Genomic DNA, 19589 nt, shown 5'->3' with positions numbered 1-19589 from the left:
GGCCGCTCAGCGAACCCACCGCGCTGCCGTCACGGGGCGTCAAGAGCGCGCGGTACCGTCGAGGGGTGTCCAGTGAGGCCCGTCGCAAGCGCCATCATCGGCCCGCACTGATCGCTTTGGCGATCGTTGCGGCCGGTGGCTGCCTGGCCTTGGGCTGGTGGCAATGGACACGCTTCGAGTCCCCGTCGGGCACGTTCCAAAACCTCGGCTACGCATTACAGTGGCCGTTGTTCGCGTGGTTCTGCGTCTATGCGTACCGCAACTTCGTCCGCTACGAACAGGCACCGCCGGAGCCACGCAACCACGGGGCGGTCACCGAGATCCCGGCCGGGCTGCTGCCCGAGCGGCGCGCGCCCGCGGAGCAACCGTCCGACGACGACCCCGCCTTGCGGGAGTACAACGCTTACCTGGCCCAGCTCGCAGCCGAAGATGCCGAAAAGCAGAAGAGGACCACCGCATGACCACGCCCGAGACACCCTCCGAAACCAGCGCGGCCGTCTCCGCCGACCGCATCCGCCCCGCCCTGCTCGGCTACCGGATCATGACGTGGACGACGGGTCTGTGGCTGATCGCACTGTGCTACGAGATCGTCTCCCATCTGGTGTTCCACCACGAGATCCGGTGGATCGGGATCGTGCACGGCTGGGTGTATTTCGCTTACGTGCTAACGGCTTTCAATCTGGCCATCAAGGTCCGCTGGCCGATCGGCAAGACCATCGGCGTGCTGCTGGCGGGCACCATCCCGCTGCTGGGCATCATCGTCGAGCACTTCCAGACCAAGGACATCAAGGCCCGCTTCGGGTTGTAGGCCGACTGCGCTCAGGCCAACGCGCGCAGGGCGGGCAGCAACAGCGCCAGCGCGCGACCACGATGCGAGGCCGCGTCCTTCTCCGCGGGACTCAATTCCGCCGCGGTGCGCGCAAAGCCAACCGGGATGAACACCGGGTCGTAGCCGAAGCCGCCGTCGCCGCGCGGCTCGCGGGCGATCGTGCCCGGCCACTCGCCGCGGACGACGACTTCGCCACTGCCCGACACCAGCGCGCAAGCGGACACAAATGCCGCGGAACGCCGTTCGTCGGGCACATCACGCAATTGGGCAAGCAGCAGCGCGGTGTTGGCGGCGTCGTCGCCGTGAGCGCCCGCCCAACGCGCCGACAGCACGCCGGGCATACCACGCAGCGCCGCCACCTCCAGACCGGAATCGTCCGCGACGGTCGCTAACCCGGTGGCCGCGAACGCATCTCGCGCCTTGGCCAAGGCGTTGTCCTCGAACGTCGCACCGGTTTCCGGCGCCTCGTCGAAGGGCGCCACGTCGTTGAGCGACACCAGCGTGAGCTCCGACAGGCCGGCGCCGTCCAGCACCCGGCGCAGTTCGGCCAGCTTCTTGGGGTTGCGGCTGGCGACCAGCAGCCGTGACGATCGCAAGGGCGGCGAAGCCGGGCGCGGCGGGTCGTCACCATCCGGCACGGTCAGCTGCCGAACGCCTTCGGGGAGTTCGGGCCTTCGGGCAACACGCCCGGGTACGGCAACTCCAGCGCCTCGCGCTGGGCGGCGAACAGTGTGTCGCACGCGCCGAGCGCCATATCGAGCAGCTTGTCCAGCGTCGAGCGCGGGAAGGTCGCACCCTCGCCGGTGCCCTGGATTTCGACCAGGGTTCCGGTGTCGGTGGCGACGACGTTCATGTCGACCTCGGCGCGCGAGTCCTCCTCGTAGGGCAGGTCGACGCGGACCCTGCCGTCGACCACACCGACGCTGACCGCCGCGATCGCGCACGACAACGGCCGCGGATCCGACAGCTTGCCCGCCGCCGACAGGTAGGTGACCGCGTCGGCCAGCGCCACGTAGGCACCCGTGATCGCCGCCGTGCGGGTACCGCCGTCGGCCTGCAGCACATCGCAATCGACGGCGATCGTGTTCTCCCCCAACGCCGCCAGATCGATGCACGCGCGCAGCGATCGACCGATCAGCCGACTGATTTCCTGGGTGCGCCCGGACAGCCGGCCCTTCACCGATTCCCGGTCGGAGCGAGTGTGGGTGGCCGACGGCAGCATGGCGTACTCCGCGGTCAGCCAGCCCAATCCAGTCCCCTTGCGCCAGCGCGGTACTCCCTCGGTGACGCTCGCGGTGCACAGGACTTTGGTTCCACCAAATCCGATCAGGACCGAACCCGCGGGATTCTCGGTGAAGCCCCGCGTGATGACCACCGGGCGAAGCTCGTCGTCATTGCGACCGTCTTCTCGTTTTGACACCCAATCACCCTAGCCACCCTGGCCCGCCGGTCCGTCACGCAGGCAGGTCGGCTGAATCAGACTCGTTCGGAGTGCCGAACGTCGAATGTCTCGTTGCACACCACGGCGTGCACGGGACCGTCGAACTCGGCCTTGGCCTCGCTGATCACGTCCTCCCGCGAGGTCCACGGCGGTATGTGGGTCAGCAGCAGCTCGCGGACGCCGGCCTGTGCCGCGACCCGGCCGGCTTCGGTGCCCGACAGGTGCAGGTCGGGCGGGCGATCCGGCGCGTGCGTCCAGGACGCCTCGCACAGGAACACGTCGGCGTCGCGAGCCAGCTCGACGAGCTGATCGCAGACTCCGGTGTCCCCGCTGTAGACGAACGACGCTCCGCTGGGATCGGTGATCCGCAAGCCGTAGGACTCGGTGGGATGTGCGACAACGCGTGGTGTCACGGACAGTGCCCCGACTTCGACCGGCTCGCCGTCGACCCAGTGACGGACGTCGAATATGTCCGAGCAGTCGTCGATTTCACCGCCGTAGGGCGACGACGCGGCGCCCAACCGCGACCAGGTGTCGCTGGGGCCGTACAACATCGCCTTGCCGAGCGGACGCGACGAGGGGTGGTAGCGGCGCCACACGAACAGCCCCGGCATATCCAGGCAATGGTCGGCATGCAGATGGGACAACAGCACGTGCACGGAAGCCGGGTCGGCGTGGCGCTGTAAGGCGCCGAGCACACCCCCGCCAAAGTCCAGGACCAGCGGCGGAGTGTCCGGAGCCCGAAGCAAATATCCCGACGCTGGCGAGTCCGGACCGACCACGCTGCCCGAGCAGCCGAGCACGGTTATTCGCACAGGCACTACTGTGCCATGCCCGGAAGCGCCGTGAGAAAAACATCGCGTGATTGATGTGATGAGAATCTTCTGCCGGCTAGCCAATCGGCGAGCGGTGCACCGGCCGGACGCCGCTGACGGCGGGCCCCAGGAATCGCGCCGCCAGTTTGGTGAAGGCATCGGGGTCGCCGGTGGCTTCGAAGACTCGCGTCGCCGGCGGCGCGTCATGCGGGCGCAGCAAATCCTGTTCGGTGAGCACCCGGAGCACTTCCTTGGCGGTTTCCTCGGCGCTGGAAACGAGCGTCACGTTTTCGCCCATTGCCAGCTGAATCAACCCCGATAGCAGCGGGTAGTGCGTGCAGCCCAGCACCAGCGTGTCGACCTGAGCGCGTTGCAGCGGCTCCAGGTATCCCTCGGCCAGTCCCAGGACCTGACGCCCGCTCGTCACGCCGCGCTCGACGAAGTCGACGAAGCGCGGGCAGGCCACCGCGGTGATCTCGGTGTCACGGGCGGCGGCGAACGCGTCCTGGTAGGCGTGCGACGTGATGGTGGCCTGGGTGCCGATCACGCCGATGCGGCCGTTGCGGGTGGTGGCCACGGCGCGGCGCACGGCCGGCAGGATCACCTCGACGACGGGCACGTCGTAGCGTTCGCGGGCATCGCGCAGGCAGGCCGCCGACGCGGTGTTGCAGGCGATCACCAACGCCTTCACCCCGCGGCCGACCAGATCGTCACCGATGGCCAGGGCGTGGGCGCGCACCTCGGGAATGGTGAGCGGGCCGTAGGGGCCGTTGCCGGTGTCACCGACGTAGACGATGTCCTCGTCCGGCAGTTGGTCGATGATCGCGCGGGCCACCGTCAGTCCCCCGACGCCGGAGTCGAAGATCCCGACGGGCGCTAACCGCGAGCTCATGAGTGCGTGCCGGCTTTTCGCTTCGCCCTGGCCTTACGTTCGGGACCGGACAACACATACGCGGCGACGACGCCGGCGATGGCGCCACACAGGTGGCCCTGCCAGGACACCCCGCCGCATTGACCGAGCACGGGCATCGCGCCGAGCAGCACGCCACCGTAGATGAACAGCACCACCAGGCCGATGACGATGTCGACGAACCGGCGCACGAATATCCCGAAGACCAGCAGAAAGGCCAGCCAGCCGAAGATCAGCCCGGAGGCCCCGATATGGTCCGTCGGCCCGCAGTTGCTGCCCCAGTTGCCGATCAGCCAGGTGCCGAAGCCGCCCAGGATCCACACGATCGCGGTCGCCCACACGAAGCGGGACAACCCGGCCAGGGTCATCAAAAATCCGAGCACTAGCAGGGGAACGGTATTTGCCATCAGGTGCTGCCAGTTGGCGTGCAGCACGGGTGCGAAGACGATCCCCCACAGGCCGTCGGTTTCCAGCGGCCTGATGCCGTTTGCGTCCAGGGAATGCCGCGACAGTTGGTCGAACAGTTCGATCAGGTAGAGCAGCGCGACAAAGGTGAGGATGGTGGCCCCGCCCACCACCCACTCGGACCGCTTTTTCCGTGTAGCGGGTACGCGTTGCTGTCTCGGGCTCATGCCCATAACTGCCCTTCCAGAGCGTCCTCGGCATCATCCAGGCTACCGGCATAGGCGCCGGTCGATGCCCTCGGACTCCACCGGCTCGCGGGTGTGACGGACCGCGTCCAGCGAGCCGGCGCGGATCACCAACACGTCAGCTCCCTGTCCGGAACGCACCGGGCAAGGCGTCGCGGTAGGTCGGTATTCCGGCGACCGACCCGGCCGACAACACACCGATCAGCACCGCACGGGCCAGGCAATCGGCCGCGGCCGCGCCCACCTCGGTGACCAGCCGCGTCTCCGGCGACATGGCCGCGGGCGCATCGGCCGGCGGGGGCACCTCGACCGCCCCGGTCGCCAGCGCGAACACGGTGTCGCCGTCCAGCGGGGTGTGCGCCGGGCGGATGGCGCGGGCCAGGCCGTCCTGGGCGGCGATCGCGACGCGCCGGCATCCCGCGGAGCTCAGCGCCGCGTCGGTCGCGACCACCGCGATCGTCGTGTTCAGCGGTTCCAGCGGCGAAGGCAGCTGCGCGAGCGCGTCGATCTGGTCGGGCGGCGGCGGCGTCAACGCGAACTCCTTGATCGCATCCGCCATCCACGGCAGGCCGGTGGTCCGGTCGACGACCTCGCCGGCGGAATTGACCGCGACGACCGCGCCGACGGTGACGCCCGACGGCAGCGTCGTCGACGCCGTGCCGATGCCGCCCTTGAGCACGCCCGCCCGCGCGCCCACCCCGGCGCCGACCGTGCCGACGGCCACCGTCGCGCCGGCGGCCTCGCAGGCCGCGTAGCCGAACTTCGCCGTCGGCCGGCAATGCCAACCTCCGACCGGCAGGTCGAAGATCACCGCGCCCGGGACGATGGGCACCAGTCCGCCCTTCATCGCCACGCCGCGCTCGTGTTCCTCCAGCCAGCGCATCACGCCGTCGGCGGCCGCCAAACCGTAGGCGCTGCCGCCGGCCAGCAGGACCGCGTCGACGAACCGCACCGTGTTGGCCGGGTCCAGCAGATCGGTCTCCCGGGTGCCGGGCGCGCCGCCGCGGCAATCGACCGCGCCGACCGTCCCCGGCGGGGTCAACACGACGGTCACGCCGCTGGCCCACCCGGCGCCTAACGCCGCGTCCGGATCCAGGCGCTGATAGTGGCCGACGCGGATGCCCCCGACATCGGTGAGCGCGTTCATCCGGCGCCCATCAAGATGACCGCGGTCCCATCAGCACCAACACCAGGTATTCCTGCAGCACGGTCAGCCACTGGTAGACGTCGAAGTGGGTGGCCATCGGATGGTCGGCCGGCAGCCGTTCCGGCCCGTTTGGCCCGATTTCGAGCATGACTCCCAGCGCCAGCCGAATGTCGTTGACGGCCGAGATCCAGGCGTTGGCCTGGTCCTCGCTCAGCTCGAACCGTCCGCCGCTATCCGGAATTGTGCGCAACAACTGCTGTGCCGCAACACGTTTGGTGTCGATAATCTCCGGCTCGTGCAGACTGCGCAGCGCGGAGTTGAGGCCTTCGGGTGTTTGCGACCCGATGCTCGACGCGTCCTCGTCGTCGGGCCGGAAGAAGTCCGGCAGCAGCCGGCGCAGCGTCGGATCTCGCGGCGGCTCCGAATTTCCGGTCTTGATGCCGGTGATCTCCTCGAGTTCGTCTGGCGGCGAAGAGGATTCGCGCTCGTCGAGCAAGCCGATCAACGCGCCCACCAGATTCTTCAGCAGCTCCGCCTCGTGCGGAGCCAATGAGGACCGGAAACGGGGACCGTCGGCGGTCTCAACCCGCTTCCATTTGCGCACAGGAAATCCCGGATGCCCCTCGAATCTCAGCGGTCCTGCTGCAGCGTCGCCCACAAACCGGCGGCGTGCAGCTTGGACACGTCAACTTCCATCGACTCACGACTACCCGCCGACACCACTGCCTTGCCTTCGTTATGCACCTGCAGCATCAGTTTGGTGGCATGCGGCTCGCTGTAGCCGAACAATTTCTGGAACACATACGTCACGTAGGTCATCAAATTGACCGGGTCGTCCCACACCACGGTGACCCAGGGACTGGCGGTGACCTCGACGGGAGCGGTCTCCCGTTGCCCGGTGGTGCCGGGCTTGGTGGGCGCTGACGCAGCAACCATGGCCTCCAGGATACCGAGAGACCGGCCCCCCGACGCCAGCCGTTACCGTTGCGGAATGAACGAGCCGGCCTTAGCTGGGCTGTTGATCGATAAGTACGAGCTGACGATGCTGGCAGCGGCGCTGCGCGACGGCACGGCAGAGCGCCGGACCACGTTCGAACTGTTCGCCCGCCGCCTTCCCGGGGGTCGGCGCTACGGCGTGGTCGCCGGCACCGGCCGTTTGCTGGAGCTCTTGCCACAGTTCAGGTTCGACGACGACGCGTGCCAGCTGATGGCGCAATTCCTCGACGCTGAGACCTTGGGTTATCTCCGCGATTTCCGGTTCACCGGTGATATCGACGGCTACGCCGAAGGCGAGCTCTACTTTCCGGGCTCGCCGGTGCTGTCGGTGCGCGGCAGCTTCGCCGAATGCGTGCTGCTCGAAACGCTGGCGCTGTCGATCTTCAACCACGACACGGCGATCGCCTCCGCGGCGGCACGCATGGTGAGTGCGGCCGCCGGGCGCCCGCTGATCGAAATGGGATCGCGGCGAACCCACGAACAGTCCGCCGTCGCCGCAGCCCGCGCGGCCTATATCGCCGGTTTCGCCGCGTCGTCGAACCTCGAAGCAGAGCGTCGCTACGGCGTACCCACCGAGGGCACCGCCGCGCACGCGTTCACGATGCTGCACACCGGCGCGGGTGGGCCCGACGAGCTCGCGGCATTTCGGGCCCAGGTCGACGCGCTGGGCGTGAACACCACGCTGCTGGTGGATACCTACGACGTGACGACCGGCGTGACCAACGCCGTGGCCGCCGCCGGCGCGGCGCTCGGCGCGGTGCGACTGGACTCCGGCGAGCTCGGCGTGCTGGCCCGCCAGGTGCGCGAGCAGCTCGACCGGCTGGGCGCCACCCGCACCCGCATCGTCGTGTCCGGCGATCTCGACGAGTTCTCCATCGCCGCGCTGCGGGCCGAGCCGGTGGACAGCTACGGCGCCGGCACCTCGGTGGTGACCGGCTCGGGTGCCCCGACCGCGGGCATGGTCTACAAGCTGGTCGAAGTCGACGGCATACCGGTGCAAAAACGCAGCAGCCACAAGGAATCCCAGGGTGGCCACAAAGAAGCGCTGCGACTGTCCCGCCCGACCGGCACGATCATCGAAGAGATCGTGCACCCCGCCGGCCGGCCCCCGGCGACCACGGAACCGTTCCGGGTACTGACCACCCCGCTCGTCCGCGGCGGCGAGGTGGTCGCGGGTACCGACGGCGTGGCCCTGGCCGCCGCCCGGGACCTGGTGGCATCCGGGTTGCACAGCCTGCCCTGGGAAGGCCTGAAATTGGCGGACGGTGAACCGGCGATTCCGACGACGCGCATCCCGGTCTGATCGATACCGTCGAGCTAGCCGAATCCGCGCGCAACCAAGGGAGTTATCACGCCAGACCTCTCTGTGCCCGAGCTGCTGGCCATCGCCGTGGCCGCGCTCGGCGGCAGCGAACGCAGCGGCCAGCTGGAGATGGCCACGGCGGTCGCGCGCGCATTCGAAACCGGTGAGCACCTCGCCGTGCAGGCGGGCACCGGGACCGGCAAGTCGCTGGCGTACTTGATTCCGGCGATCGTGCATGCGATCGCCGATGAGGAACCGGTCGTGGTTTCCACGGCCACGATCGCCCTGCAACGCCAGCTCGTGGACCGCGACCTGCCGCGGCTGGCCGAGTCGCTTGCCGACGCGCTGCCGCACCCGCCGCAATTCGCGCTGCTCAAAGGAAGGCGAAATTATTTGTGCCTGAACAAGATTCACAACGGCTCCGCCGAAGAGCCCGACGGCGACGAGGGTCGGCCCCAGGAGGAGCTGTTCAATCCGATGGCGGCCAGTGCCCTGGGGCGCGACGTGCAGCGGCTCACCGCCTGGGCCTCGACGACGGATTCCGGTGACCGCGACGACCTCAAACCCGGTGTGCCGGACCGATCCTGGTCGCAGGTCAGCGTCTCGGCGCGGGAATGCCTCGGGGTGGCCCGCTGCCCGTTCGGCTCCGAGTGCTTCTCCGAGCGTGCCCGCGGGCGCGCCGGTGTCGCCGACGTCGTCGTCACCAATCACGCCCTGCTGGCCATCGACGCGGTATCGGAATCGACAGTGCTGCCCGAACATTCGCTGTTGGTGGTCGACGAGGCGCACGAGTTGGTCGACCGGGTGACGTCGGTGGCGACCGCGGAGTTGACGTCGGCCGCGCTCGGGGTCGCCGCGCGGCGGATCACCCGATTGGTGAACCCGGAACTGGTCGGACGCCTGGAGGCGACGACCGCAACCTTCGCCGCGGCGATCCACGACGCCACGCCGGGGCGCATCGATCACCTCGACGACGAGCTGGCGACATACCTGCGGGCACTGCGCGACGTGGCCAGCGCCGCGCGCGCCGACATCGACACCACCAGCGACGCCAAGGCGGCCGCGGCGCGCGCCGAAGCCGTTGCGGCACTCAGCGAGATCTCCGATACCGTGTCGCGGATCCTGACGTCGTTCGGGCCCGCGATCCCCGATCGCACCGAGGTGGTGTGGCTGGACCACGAGGACAACCGCGGCTCGACGCGCCCCGTGCTGCGGGTGGCACCGCTGACGGTGGCCGGCCTGCTGCGCAACCATGTGTTCTCGCGGTCGACGACGGTGCTGACCTCCGCCACGCTGACGATCGGTGGATCCTTCGACGCGATGGCCTCGGCGTGGGGCCTCAAAGGAACCGAGACCGGACCCGACGACGCGACGGATCGCCCACCCTGGCGGGGTCTCGACGTCGGATCGCCGTTTGAGCACGCGAAGGCCGGAATCCTCTACGTGGCAAAACATCTGCCGCCGCCCGGCCGTGACGGCACCGGCTCGGCCGAGCAGCTGAACGAGATCGCCGAACTGATCACCGCGGCCGGCGGTCGCACCCTGGGCCTGTTCTCGTCGATGCGCGCCGCCCGGGCCGCCGCCGATGCCATGCGCGAACGGCTGTCCACGCCGGTGTTGTGCCAGGGCGACGACAGTACCTCGGCGTTGGTCGAGCAATTCAGCGCCGACCCCGAGACCTCGCTGTTCGGCACGCTGTCGCTATGGCAGGGCGTCGACGTGCCCGGGCCGTCGCTGTCGCTGGTGCTGATCGACCGCATCCCCTTCCCGCGTCCCGACGACCCGCTGCTGGGTGCCCGCCAGCGCGCGGTGGCCGCTCGCGGCGGCAACGGATTCATGGCCGTCGCGGCCAATCATGCGGCGCTGCTGCTCGCGCAGGGCTCGGGACGGCTGCTGCGCCGCGACACCGACCGCGGAGTGGTGGCGGTGCTCGACTCGCGGATGGTCACCGCCGGCTACGGCGGCTACCTGCGCGCGTCGCTGCCGCCGTTTTGGCAGACCACCGACGCCGAGCAGGTCCGCGGCGCCTTGCAGCGCCTGCGCGCCGCGCCCGACGCCTAACCGGCGAGCGCGACCAGGCCGAGCTCGTCACTGGCGGCGAGCAACGGGTGATACGGCAGCACCCGAACGGTGTATCCGACCGCCCCCGCCACCGGCAATGAAGTCGTCGTCGTGAAGACCTGGTTGCCGCCTTCGGCCGTTCCGGCGTAGGACATTTCGACGGTGACCGGGTCCAGCAGTGCATCGCCGGAATCGACGCGGCCCACCATCGCCTCCACGGTGACCTCGTCGGGCGCCAGACCGGCCAGCTGCACAGTCGCTGTCAGTGTGAGCTTCGAGCCGAGCACCGGAGTGTCGGGCAGACCGGTGGAATCGACGTCGGTGATCGCGACCTTCGGCCACGCCTGCGCGGCACGCCGCCGGTAGTCGGCCAGCTCACGCGCGGCGCCGAAAGCGCCCTCGCCGGCGTCGGCAACGGTCTTGCGCAGCGACTGCGCCGCCGGCGTGTAGTACTGCTCGACGTAGTCGCGCACCATCCGGGAAGCGAGCACCTTGGGCCCGAGCGTTTGCAAGGTGTGCCGGACCATTTCGATCCAGCGCGGCGGCACCCCGTGTTCATTGCGCTCGTAGAACTTCGGCGCCACTGCTTGTTCGAGCAGGCCGTACAGGGCGCTGGACTCCAGCTCGTCGCGGCGCTCCTCGTCGCTCACTCCGTCTGCCGACGGTATCTCCCAACCGTTTTCGCCGTCGTACCATTCGTCCCACCAGCCGTCACGGATGGACAAGTTCAACCCGCCGTTGAGCGCGCTCTTCATTCCCGAAGTGCCGCAAGCCTCCAGGGGCCGCAGCGGGTTGTTCAGCCAGACGTCGCAGCCCCAGTACAGCAGCCGGGCCATGGACATGTCGTAGTCGGGCAGGAACGCGATGCGGTGGCGCACCTCGGGCCGATCGGCGAAGCGCACGACCTGCTGAATCAAGGCCTTGCCCCCGTCGTCGGCCGGGTGTGACTTCCCGGCGACGATCAGCTGAATCGGGCGATCCTCATTGAGCAGCAGGCGCTCGAGGCGGTCGGGGTCGCTCAGCATCAGCGTCAACCGCTTGTACGTCGGCACCCGGCGAGCAAAGCCGACGGTGAGCACGTCCGGATCGAAAGCCTCTGTGATCCAACCTAATTCAGCATGCGGCGCACCGCGCTCCAGCCACGAGCGGCGCAACCGCCGCCGGACGTCGTCGACCAGCAGCGCACGCAGTTGGGAGCGGATCCACCACAGATGACCGGCGTCGACTTCCCGCAGCCGCAACCACACCCCCGGATCGCTGAACGCCGCGTCGTCCGGACCGGCCAGCTCGCGGCCCAGCTGCAGCCATTGCGGCGCCGCCCACGTGCGGGCGTGCACGCCGTTGGTGATCGACCCGATCGGCACCTCGGCGCGGTCGAATCCCGGCCAGAGTTCGTTGAACATGCCCCGGCTGACGCGGCCGTGCAGCAGCGAGACACCGTTGGCGCGTTGCGCGAGCCGCAGCCCCATGTGCGCCATGTTGAATTTGGTCTCATCGTCTTCGGCGCCGAGCGCGAGCACCCGATCGATCGGCACGCCCGGCAGCAACGCGGGCGTGCGATCGCCGGAAGCCTCGTCGGAGTGGTCGTCGAAGTACAGCCGCACCATCTCGACCGGGAAGCGGTCGATACCCGCTGGCACCGGCGTGTGGGTGGTGAACACGGTGGCCGACCGCACCACCGTCAGGGCGGTGTCGAAGTCCAGCCCCTGCTCGGCGATCAGCTCGCGAATACGCTCCACGCCGAGGAACCCGGCGTGCCCCTCGTTCATGTGGAACACCTCGGGAGCGGGCAGGCCCTCGATCGCGGTGAACGCGCGGATCGCTCGCACGCCGCCGATCCCGGCCAGGATCTCCTGGCGCATCCGGTGTTCCTGGTCGCCGCCGTACAGCCGGTCGGTGACGCTGCGCAGCTCGTGCTCGTTCTCGGGGACGTCGGAATCCAGCAGCAGCAGCGGAACCCGGCCTACCTGAGCCACCCAGATCCGGGCGGAAAGGCGCGCGGAATCGGGCAGCGTCAGTTCGACCAACGCCGGATCCCCGGCGGCATCGGTGAGCAGCCGCAGCGGAAGCCCGTGCGGATCCAGCGACGGGTAGGTCTCGTTCTGCCAGCCTTCCGCGCTCAGCGACTGCCGGAAGTACCCCGAGCGGTAGTACAGGCCGACGGCGATCAGCGGCACGCCCAGATCGGACGCGGACTTGAGGTGATCGCCGGCCAGGATGCCCAGGCCGCCCGAGTAGTTGGGCAGCACCTCGGCGACGCCGAACTCCATCGAGAAATACGCGATACCGGTCGGCATCGCGATACCGGCTTCCTGCTGCTGCTGGTACCACCGCGGGCGGCTCAGGTAGTCGTTCAAGTCGGCGGACAGCTCGTCGAGCCAGCGCAAAAACCCCTCGTCGAGCGCCAATTCGTCGAGACGGGCGGGGTTGACCGCACCCAGCAGCGCCACCGGATCGCTGCCGCAATTCACCCACAGCGTCGGATCGATACTCGCGAACAAGTCTTGCGTTGCCTTGTCCCAGGACCATCGCAGATTGATGGACAGCTGTTCGAGTGCGGCGAGCCGCTCGGGCAGGTGGGCGCGGACCGTAAAGCGGCGGAGAGCTTTCACGCAAGACAACCTTACTTAGGATTGGCGGGCTCGCAGGGTCAGTCTTCGACGTCCGCCAACCGGTCGTGTGTGACCAGACACTAGGGTGGGTACGGGTAGTAACTGGGGCCGCAAAGACGCTCCCCCAATACATGAAATTTCCCCACGAGACGATGTTTCTTCAGACGGCAGGCAGTCCGCGCCGCAGCACAATCCGCGGTTTGCCCGCAACCAATCGGACGGAACGGAGTGGTGGTGCCCGGTCGCGTCGAGATCGATAACGTCGCACCCGTCGTTTCTTGCGGCGCGTACCCCGCCAAAGCGGTGGTCGGTGAGACGGTCCCAGTCAGCGCCGCGGTGTGGCGAGAAGGCCACGACGCAGTCGCGGCCACCCTGGTAGTCCGCTACCTGGGGACGCGCTACCCGCAGGTCACCGAGACGCGCCGGGTGACGGCGGTACAGGCCCCCGAGAAGCCGCTGCCTGCGTTGGATGCCGAGCCGCGCGAGCGGGTCAAGCCCCTGCAGCTGCCGATGACGATGGGCCTCGAGCCTTATGTGTTCCATGGTCAGTTCACGCCCGACCGGGTCGGGCTGTGGACCTATCGTGTGGACGGCTGGGGTGACCCCATCCACACCTGGCGGCACGGTCTGCTGGCCAAGCTGGATGCCGGCCAGGGTGAGAAGGAACTGTCCAACGACCTGTTGGTGGGCGCCGGTTTGCTCGAGCGCGCCGCCACCGGGGTGCCGCGCACGATTCGTGAGCCGCTGCTGGCCGCCGCCGCGGCGTTGCGAGCCCCGGGAGATCCGGTGACACGCACCGCGCTGGCGCTGGCGCCCGATATCGAGGAAATCCTCGACGCCTATCCGCTGCGGGAGATCGTCACCCGTGGCGAGCAGTACGGCATCTGGGTGGACCGGCCACTGGCCCGCTTCGGCTCCTGGTACGAGATGTTCCCGCGGTCAACCGGCGGCTGGGACGCCGACGGAAAACCGGTGCACGGCACGTTCGCGACGGCGGCCGCGGACCTTCCGCGCATCGCCGAGATGGGCTTCGACGTCGTGTATCTGCCGCCGATCCATCCGATCGGCAAGGTACATCGCAAGGGGCGCAACAACTCCCCCACCGCCGCTCCCGGCGACGTGGGCTCGCCCTGGGCAATCGGTAGCGACGAGGGCGGCCACGACGCGATTCACCCGGAGCTGGGCACGATCGAGGACTTCGACAATTTCGTCGCCGCGGCCCGGGATCTGGGCATGGAAGTCGCCTTGGACCTGGCGCTGCAGTGCGCCCCGGATCACCCGTGGGCGCGCGAACACCGGCGGTGGTTCACCGAGTTGCCGGACGGCACCATCGCTTACGCGGAGAACCCGCCGAAGAAGTACCAGGACATCTATCCGATCAATTTCGACAACGATCCCGCAGGGCTCTACGACGAAGTGTTGCGCGTGGTCCGGCACTGGGTTGACCACGGCATCAAGTTCTTTCGGGTCGACAATCCGCACACCAAGCCGCCCGACTTCTGGGCGTGGCTGATCGGTCAGGTCAAGGACTCCGACCCCGATGTGCTGTTCCTGTCCGAGGCCTTCACCCCGCCGGCCCGGCAGTACGGCCTGGCCAAGCTCGGCTTCACCCAGTCCTACAGCTACTTCACCTGGCGCACCGCCAAATGGGAACTCACCGAATTCGGCAACGACATCGCCGCTCTTGCGGACTTCCGGCGGCCGAATCTGTTCGTGAACACGCCCGACATCCTGCACGCGATACTGCAGCACAACGGCCCGGGCATGTTCGCCATCCGCGCGGTGCTGGCCGCGACCATGAGTCCGGCTTGGGGTGTCTACTCCGGCTACGAGCTGTTCGAGCACCGCGCGGTACGCGAAGGCAGCGAGGAATACCTCGACTCGGAGAAGTACGAATTGCGGCCCCGCGACTACGCGGCGGCGCGCGCCGAGGGCCGGTCGCTGGAACCATTTCTCAAGCAGCTCAACGCGATTCGCCGGGTCCATCCCGCGCTTGCGCAGCTGCGCACCATCTACTTCCACGGGGTGGACAACGACGCGTTGCTGGCCTACAGCAAGTTCGACCCGGCCACCGGCGACTGTGTGCTGGTGGTGGTGACGCTCAACGCATTCGGCCCTGAAGAGGGCATCTTGTGGTTAGACATGGCGGCATTGGGTATGGAGCCCTATGAGCGGTTTTGGGTACGCGATGAGATAACCGGCCAGGAATTCCAGTGGGGGCAGTCTAATTTCATTCGCATCGATCCCGGTCAGGCCGTCGCCCACATCATCAATATGCCAATCATCCCGCAGGAGTCTCGAATCACGTTGCTGCGCAGGAGGTAAGAGGGCCCGGAAGGGGATACCAGCATGAGTCGAACCGAGAGCCGAACCGATAGAACGCACCTGGCGCCCGACCCGGGCGACTTGGGCCGGCTGGTGAGCGGCACCCACCACAACCCGCACAGCATCCTGGGCGCGCACGAGTACGGCGACCACACGGTGATCCGGGCCTTCCGCCCGCATGCGCAGGAAGTCGTCGCGCTAGTGGGTGCCGACGAGTTCGCAATGGAGCACGTCGAAGCCGGATTGTTCGCCGTCGCGTTGCCGTTCACGAACCTGATTGATTACCGGCTCAAGGTTGACTACGGTTCCGGCGCGCACGTGACCGCCGACGCTTACCGCTTCCTGCCCACGCTGGGCGAGGTCGACCTGCACCTGTTCTCCGAGGGCCGCCACGAGCGACTCTGGGAAGTCCTCGGTGCCCACCCCCGCTCCTTCACCACGGCCGACGGCGTCGTCGACGGTGTGTCGTTCGCGGTGTGGGCGCCTAACGCCAAGGGCATCAGCCTGATCGGCGAGTTCAACGGCTGGACCGGTACCGAGGCTCCGATGCGGGCGCTGGGCTCCACCGGGGTCTGGGAGCTGTTCTGGCCCGGGTTCGCGACGGACGGCCTGTACAAGTTCCGCGTGCACGGGGCCGACGGCGTCGTCACCGAACGGGCCGATCCGTTCGCCTTCGCCACGGAGGTGCCTCCGCACACCGCGTCGCGGGTGACGACGAGCGAGTTCACCTGGACCGACGCGGACTGGATGACGCAGCGCGCCCAGCGCAACCCGGTGTTCGAACCGATGAGCACCTACGAGGTGCATCTCGGCTCGTGGCGGCCCGGACTCAGCTACCGCCAACTCGCCACCGAGCTGACGGATTACGTTGTGGAGCATGGCTTTACCCACGTAGAGCTACTGCCGGTGGCCGAGCACCCCTTCGCCGGATCGTGGGGATATCAGGTCACGTCGTACTACGCGCCGACATCGCGGTTCGGCACCCCCGACGATTTCCGGGCGCTCGTCGACGCCCTACACCAGGCCGGCATCGGCGTGATCGTGGACTGGGTTCCGGCGCACTTCCCCAAGGACGCATGGGCGCTGGGCCGCTTCGACGGCACTCCCCTCTACGAGCACTCCGACCCCAAGCGCGGTGAGCAACTCGACTGGGGCACTTACGTATTCGACTTCGGTCGCCGCGAGGTACGCAACTTCCTGGTCGCCAACGCCCTGTACTGGCTCGAGGAATACCACATCGACGGTCTGCGGGTGGACGCGGTGGCCTCGATGCTCTACCTGGACTACTCGCGGCCCGAGGGCGGCTGGACCCCCAACATCTACGGCGGGCGAGAAAACCTCGAAGCGGTGCAGTTCCTGCAGGAAATGAACGCCACGGCGCACAAGGCCGCGCCGGGCATCGTCACGATCGCCGAGGAGTCGACATCGTGGCCGGGCGTAACGCGGCCGACCAACCTTGGCGGCCTTGGCTTTTCGATGAAGTGGAACATGGGCTGGATGCACGACACGCTCGACTACATCAGCCGCGACCCGATCCACCGCAGCTACCACCACCACGAGATGACCTTCTCGATGCTGTATGCGTTCAGCGAGAACTACGTGCTGCCGCTCAGTCACGACGAGGTGGTGCACGGCAAGGGCACACTGTGGGGCCGCATGCCGGGCAACAACCACGTCAAGGCCGCCGGGCTGCGCAGCCTGCTCGCCTATCAGTGGGCCCACCCTGGTAAGCAATTGTTGTTCATGGGACAGGAATTCGGCCAGCGCGCTGAGTGGTCCGAGCAAAACGGTTTGGATTGGTGGCAGCTCGACGAGCAGGGATTCTCCAACGGCATACTGCGTTTCGTGCGCGACATCAATGCCATCTACCGCGACCGTCCGGCGCTGTGGAGTCGCGACACGACGCCGGAGGGCTATTCCTGGATCGACGCCAATGATTCCGGCAATAACGTGTTGAGCTTCCTGCGGTACGGCAAGGACGGCTCGGTGATGGCGTGCGTGTTCAATTTCGCGGGCGCCGAGCACAGCGGCTATCGACTCGGCCTGCCCAGCGCCGGTCGCTGGCGCGAGGTGCTCAACACCGACGCGACGGACTACAACGGGTCCGGCATCGGCAATCTCGGCGGCGTCGACGCCACCGAGGACCCCTGGCATGGTCGTTCGGCCTCGGCGCTGCTGGTGCTGCCGCCCACGTCGGCGCTTTGGCTGGAACCCGAGTAATCAGTAGAGCGCGTTGGCGAGGTTTCGACGACCGGCGATGACCTCAGGATCGGCGGGATCGAAGAGTTCGAACAACTCGATCAGCCGGGTTCGGACTCGGGTGCGCTCATCGCCGGATGTGCTGCGTACCAACGCCGTCAAGCGCTCGAATGCCGCGGTGACGTCCTGGTTGAGGATCTCCACGTCCGCGGCCGCGAAGGCCGCCTCGATGTCACCCGGAGCGGCATCCGCGACGGTCACCGCGTCGGGACGCTGTGTGGTTGCGCGCGTGAGGAAGTCGATCTGACGGATCGCACCCTTGGCCTCGACGCTGTCCGGATTGGCGTCCAGCAGCACCTGGTAGGACTGCTTGGCCGCCTCGAAGTCACCGGCCTCCAGCTGCTGGCGAGCCTGGGCCAAGGCCGGGTCGACCTCGGCCTCGTCCTCGGAACCGGTTGCGCCCTTGAGCTTTCCGGCCGTCGCCGACAGCAGCTGGTCGAGCCAACGGCGCAACTGATCGGCGGGCTGCGAACCTTGGAAGCTGGACAGCGGCTGGCCGGCCGCCAGGGCCACGACGGTGGGAACGGCTTCGACACCGAAGATCTGGGCCACCCGTGGCGCCACATCGACGTTGACGGTCGCCAGCGCCCATTTGCCACCGTCCGCGGCGGCCAGACCGGACAGCGTGTCGACCAGCTCGACGCAGGCCTCGCTGCGCGGCGACCACAGGGCGACCACCACGGGCACTTCGTCCGAGCGGATCAGCACCTCGGCTTCGAAATTGGCCTCATTGACCTCGGTGGTCCCCGGCCCCGCCGGCGTCGGCCGACCCGCGGCACCAGCGGCCGAAGGGCTCTGCTGGGCACGTTGCTTTAGACCGGACAGGTCGACCGCACCGGCGAGGGCGGGCCCGATCGAGGATCTCGGACGCGTCACGCCGTCAAGTCTGTCATGCGCGCCGACCACCCATCCACCCGGTCGCGTAGGGGCTCCCGCACGGGCGATTCCGGCCGAAAGTCGGCCCCACCAAGGTCCCTGGTCGGCTCATGAGAGCAACATCACAACGCGCACCGAATCCGGGCTTCCAGCAACGCTGACCGGTGGTCAGCATTGGGTTAGCCAGCCCGCAGAATCAGTGCGTCGCCCTGGCCCCCGGCGCCGCACAGCGCCGCGACGCCATAACCCGAACCGCGCCGCGCCAATTCCAGGGCCACGTGCAGCGTGATCCGGGCGCCTGACATGCCGATCGGATGTCCCACCGCGATCGCACCGCCGTTGACGTTGACGATCTCGGGGTCGATCCCGAGTTCACGCGTGGAAGCCAGTGCCACCGCCGAGAACGCCTCGTTGATCTCGACCACATCGAGCTGGTCAGCCGTGATGCCCTCGCGGCCGAGTGCCTTCTTGATGGCATTGGCGGGCTGGGACTGCAGCGTCGAATCGGGCCCGGCCACGACTCCGTGAGCGCCGATCTCCGCCAGCCACGACAGACCCATCTCCTGCGCCTTGTCCTTGCTCATCACCACGACCGCGGCGGCCCCGTCCGAGATCTGCGACGCCGAGCCGGCGGTGATGGTGCCGTCACTGCGGAAGGCCGGTTTCAGGCCGGCCAACGACTCGGCAGTGGTGTTTGCCCGGATGCCCTCGTCCTCGGTGAACTGCAACGGATCGCCTTTGCGCTGCGGGATGTTCACCGGCACCACTTCGTCGGTGAAGACGCCGTCCTTCCACGCCGCGGCCGCCTTTTGATGCGACCGTGCAGCGAACTCGTCCTGCTCGGCGCGGGTGAACTTGTCGACGTCGTTGCGCTGCTCGGTCAACGCCCCCATCGGCTGGTCGGTGAACACGTCGTGCAGGCCGTCGTAGGCCATGTGGTCGAGCACCGTCACGTCGCCGTACTTGTAGCCCGCACGGCTGTCCATCAGCAGGTGCGGGGCCCTGGTCATGGACTCCTGGCCACCGGCCACCACGACGTCGAACTCCCCGGCCCGAATCAGCTGATCAGCCAGTGCAATGGCGTCGATGCCGGACAGGCACATCTTGTTGATGCTCAGCGCCGGGACGTCCCAGCCGATGCCGGCAGCCACCGCGGCCTGGCGGGCGGGCATCTGGCCGGCGCCGGCGGTCAACACCTGGCCCATGATCACGTACTGCACCGCGGAGGCGGGCACGTTGGCCTTCTCCAGCGCACCGGAGATCGCGATCGCACCCAAATCGCTGGCCGAGAAATCCTTCAGCGAGCCCATCAACTTGCCGATCGGGGTCCGTGCTCCAGCAACGATCACCGATGTCGTCATAACA

Annotated in this window: 17 protein-coding genes and 1 pseudogene; 6 read left to right on the top strand and 12 right to left on the bottom strand. The window is 68.0% G+C overall.

What is annotated here, in order from left to right; genetic code table 11:
* Positions 1 to 65 precede the first annotated feature (65 nt).
* A complete protein-coding gene (locus tag SKC41_RS15780; RefSeq protein ID WP_330978425.1) occupies positions 66 to 461 on the top strand; it encodes a hypothetical protein in 396 nt (131 codons plus the stop codon).
* Complete coding sequence (locus SKC41_RS15775; protein ID WP_330978424.1) at positions 458 to 808, top strand: DUF3817 domain-containing protein; 351 nt, start codon at positions 458 to 460, stop codon at positions 806 to 808. Before SKC41_RS15780 ends, SKC41_RS15775 begins: the two co-directional genes overlap by 4 nt.
* Before the next feature lie 11 nt (positions 809 to 819).
* Here SKC41_RS15775 and rdgB read toward each other — a convergent pair whose 3' ends face one another.
* From rdgB to clpS, 9 genes and pseudogenes are all read right to left on the bottom strand, one after another.
* Complete coding sequence (rdgB, locus tag SKC41_RS15770; RefSeq protein ID WP_330978918.1) at positions 820 to 1425, bottom strand: RdgB/HAM1 family non-canonical purine NTP pyrophosphatase; 606 nt, start codon at positions 1423 to 1425, stop codon at positions 820 to 822.
* A 44-nt stretch (positions 1426 to 1469) separates the two neighbouring features.
* A complete protein-coding gene (rph, locus tag SKC41_RS15765; protein ID WP_330978423.1) occupies positions 1470 to 2249 on the bottom strand; it encodes a ribonuclease PH in 780 nt (259 codons plus the stop codon).
* A 56-nt stretch (positions 2250 to 2305) separates the two neighbouring features.
* The gene (locus tag SKC41_RS15760) at positions 2306 to 3091 is read right to left on the bottom strand and encodes a cyclic nucleotide-degrading phosphodiesterase (RefSeq protein WP_330978422.1); all 786 of its coding nucleotides are present in this window, start codon (positions 3089 to 3091) and stop codon (positions 2306 to 2308) included.
* A 70-nt stretch (positions 3092 to 3161) separates the two neighbouring features.
* Complete coding sequence (murI, locus tag SKC41_RS15755; protein ID WP_330978421.1) at positions 3162 to 3977, bottom strand: glutamate racemase; 816 nt, start codon at positions 3975 to 3977, stop codon at positions 3162 to 3164.
* The gene (locus SKC41_RS15750) at positions 3974 to 4633 is read right to left on the bottom strand and encodes a rhomboid family intramembrane serine protease (RefSeq protein ID WP_330978420.1); all 660 of its coding nucleotides are present in this window, start codon (positions 4631 to 4633) and stop codon (positions 3974 to 3976) included. Before SKC41_RS15750 ends, murI begins: the two co-directional genes overlap by 4 nt.
* A pseudogene (locus SKC41_RS15745) lies at positions 4624 to 4692 on the bottom strand (hypothetical protein); the annotation flags it as partial. The pseudogene SKC41_RS15745 and the gene SKC41_RS15750, both read right to left, overlap by 10 nt.
* A 71-nt stretch (positions 4693 to 4763) precedes the next feature.
* Positions 4764 to 5792, bottom strand: coding sequence for a P1 family peptidase (locus tag SKC41_RS15740; protein ID WP_330978419.1), 1029 nt, complete (start codon positions 5790 to 5792; stop codon positions 4764 to 4766).
* 10 nt (positions 5793 to 5802) lie between these two features.
* Positions 5803 to 6396, bottom strand: coding sequence for an oxidative stress transcriptional regulator AosR (gene aosR / locus SKC41_RS15735; RefSeq protein ID WP_330978418.1), 594 nt, complete (start codon positions 6394 to 6396; stop codon positions 5803 to 5805).
* A 26-nt stretch (positions 6397 to 6422) separates the two neighbouring features.
* Positions 6423 to 6728 carry an ATP-dependent Clp protease adapter ClpS gene (clpS, locus tag SKC41_RS15730; RefSeq protein ID WP_330978417.1) on the bottom strand — a complete coding sequence of 102 codons (306 nt, stop codon included), beginning with the start codon at positions 6726 to 6728 and terminating at the stop codon, positions 6423 to 6425.
* Here clpS and SKC41_RS15725 point away from each other — a divergent pair.
* Positions 6727 to 8091: a nicotinate phosphoribosyltransferase gene (locus SKC41_RS15725; protein WP_442931622.1), complete on the top strand. Its 1365-nt coding sequence runs from the start codon at positions 6727 to 6729 to the stop codon at positions 8089 to 8091. The genes clpS and SKC41_RS15725 overlap by 2 nt on opposite strands.
* A 45-nt stretch (positions 8092 to 8136) precedes the next feature.
* On the top strand, positions 8137 to 10152 hold the full coding sequence (locus SKC41_RS15720; protein ID WP_330978917.1) for an ATP-dependent DNA helicase: 2016 nt from the start codon (positions 8137 to 8139) through the stop codon (positions 10150 to 10152).
* Here SKC41_RS15720 and glgP read toward each other — a convergent pair.
* Positions 10149 to 12764, bottom strand: a complete 2616-nt coding sequence (glgP, locus tag SKC41_RS15715) for an alpha-glucan family phosphorylase (RefSeq protein WP_330978415.1) — start codon at positions 12762 to 12764, stop codon at positions 10149 to 10151. The two genes, SKC41_RS15720 and glgP, sit on opposite strands and share 4 nt — an antisense overlap.
* A 234-nt stretch (positions 12765 to 12998) precedes the next feature.
* Here glgP and SKC41_RS15710 point away from each other — a divergent pair, with 234 nt between their 5' ends.
* Both SKC41_RS15710 and glgB read left to right on the top strand, forming a co-directional pair.
* Positions 12999 to 15089, top strand: a complete 2091-nt coding sequence (locus SKC41_RS15710; RefSeq protein ID WP_330978414.1) for an alpha-1,4-glucan--maltose-1-phosphate maltosyltransferase — start codon at positions 12999 to 13001, stop codon at positions 15087 to 15089.
* A gap of 24 nt (positions 15090 to 15113) precedes the next feature.
* On the top strand, positions 15114 to 17309 hold the full coding sequence (glgB, locus tag SKC41_RS15705) for a 1,4-alpha-glucan branching protein GlgB (protein ID WP_330978413.1): 2196 nt from the start codon (positions 15114 to 15116) through the stop codon (positions 17307 to 17309).
* On the opposite strand, the gene SKC41_RS15700 is transcribed toward glgB, so the two are convergent.
* Both SKC41_RS15700 and SKC41_RS15695 read right to left on the bottom strand, forming a co-directional pair.
* Positions 17310 to 18224: a co-chaperone YbbN gene (locus tag SKC41_RS15700; protein ID WP_330978412.1), complete on the bottom strand. Its 915-nt coding sequence runs from the start codon at positions 18222 to 18224 to the stop codon at positions 17310 to 17312.
* A 179-nt stretch (positions 18225 to 18403) separates the two neighbouring features.
* A complete protein-coding gene (locus SKC41_RS15695; protein WP_330978411.1) occupies positions 18404 to 19585 on the bottom strand; it encodes an acetyl-CoA C-acetyltransferase in 1182 nt (393 codons plus the stop codon).
* Between the last annotated feature and the right edge of the window lie 4 nt (positions 19586 to 19589).

Source organism: Mycobacterium sp. 050128, assembly GCF_036409155.1.
Lineage (GTDB): Bacteria > Actinomycetota > Actinomycetes > Mycobacteriales > Mycobacteriaceae > Mycobacterium.
Note: the sequence above shows the minus strand (reverse complement) of the source record. Positions and strands in the feature narration are given on the sequence as shown.

Excerpts from the sequence above, each read along its gene's own strand:
- SKC41_RS15775 (WP_330978424.1), top strand. The coding sequence starts at position 458 with ATGACCACGCCCGAGACACCCTCCGAAACCAGCGCGGCCGTCTCCGCC.
- murI (WP_330978421.1), bottom strand. The coding sequence starts at position 3,977 with ATGAGCTCGCGGTTAGCGCCCGTCGGGATCTTCGACTCCGGCGTCGGG.
- SKC41_RS15750 (WP_330978420.1), bottom strand. The coding sequence starts at position 4,633 with ATGGGCATGAGCCCGAGACAGCAACGCGTACCCGCTACACGGAAAAAG.
- SKC41_RS15740 (WP_330978419.1), bottom strand. The coding sequence starts at position 5,792 with ATGAACGCGCTCACCGATGTCGGGGGCATCCGCGTCGGCCACTATCAG.
- SKC41_RS15725 (WP_442931622.1), top strand. The coding sequence starts at position 6,727 with ATGGCCTCCAGGATACCGAGAGACCGGCCCCCCGACGCCAGCCGTTAC.
- clpS (WP_330978417.1), bottom strand. The coding sequence starts at position 6,728 with ATGGTTGCTGCGTCAGCGCCCACCAAGCCCGGCACCACCGGGCAACGG.
- glgB (WP_330978413.1), top strand. The coding sequence starts at position 15,114 with ATGAGTCGAACCGAGAGCCGAACCGATAGAACGCACCTGGCGCCCGAC.
- SKC41_RS15695 (WP_330978411.1), bottom strand. The coding sequence starts at position 19,585 with ATGACGACATCGGTGATCGTTGCTGGAGCACGGACCCCGATCGGCAAG.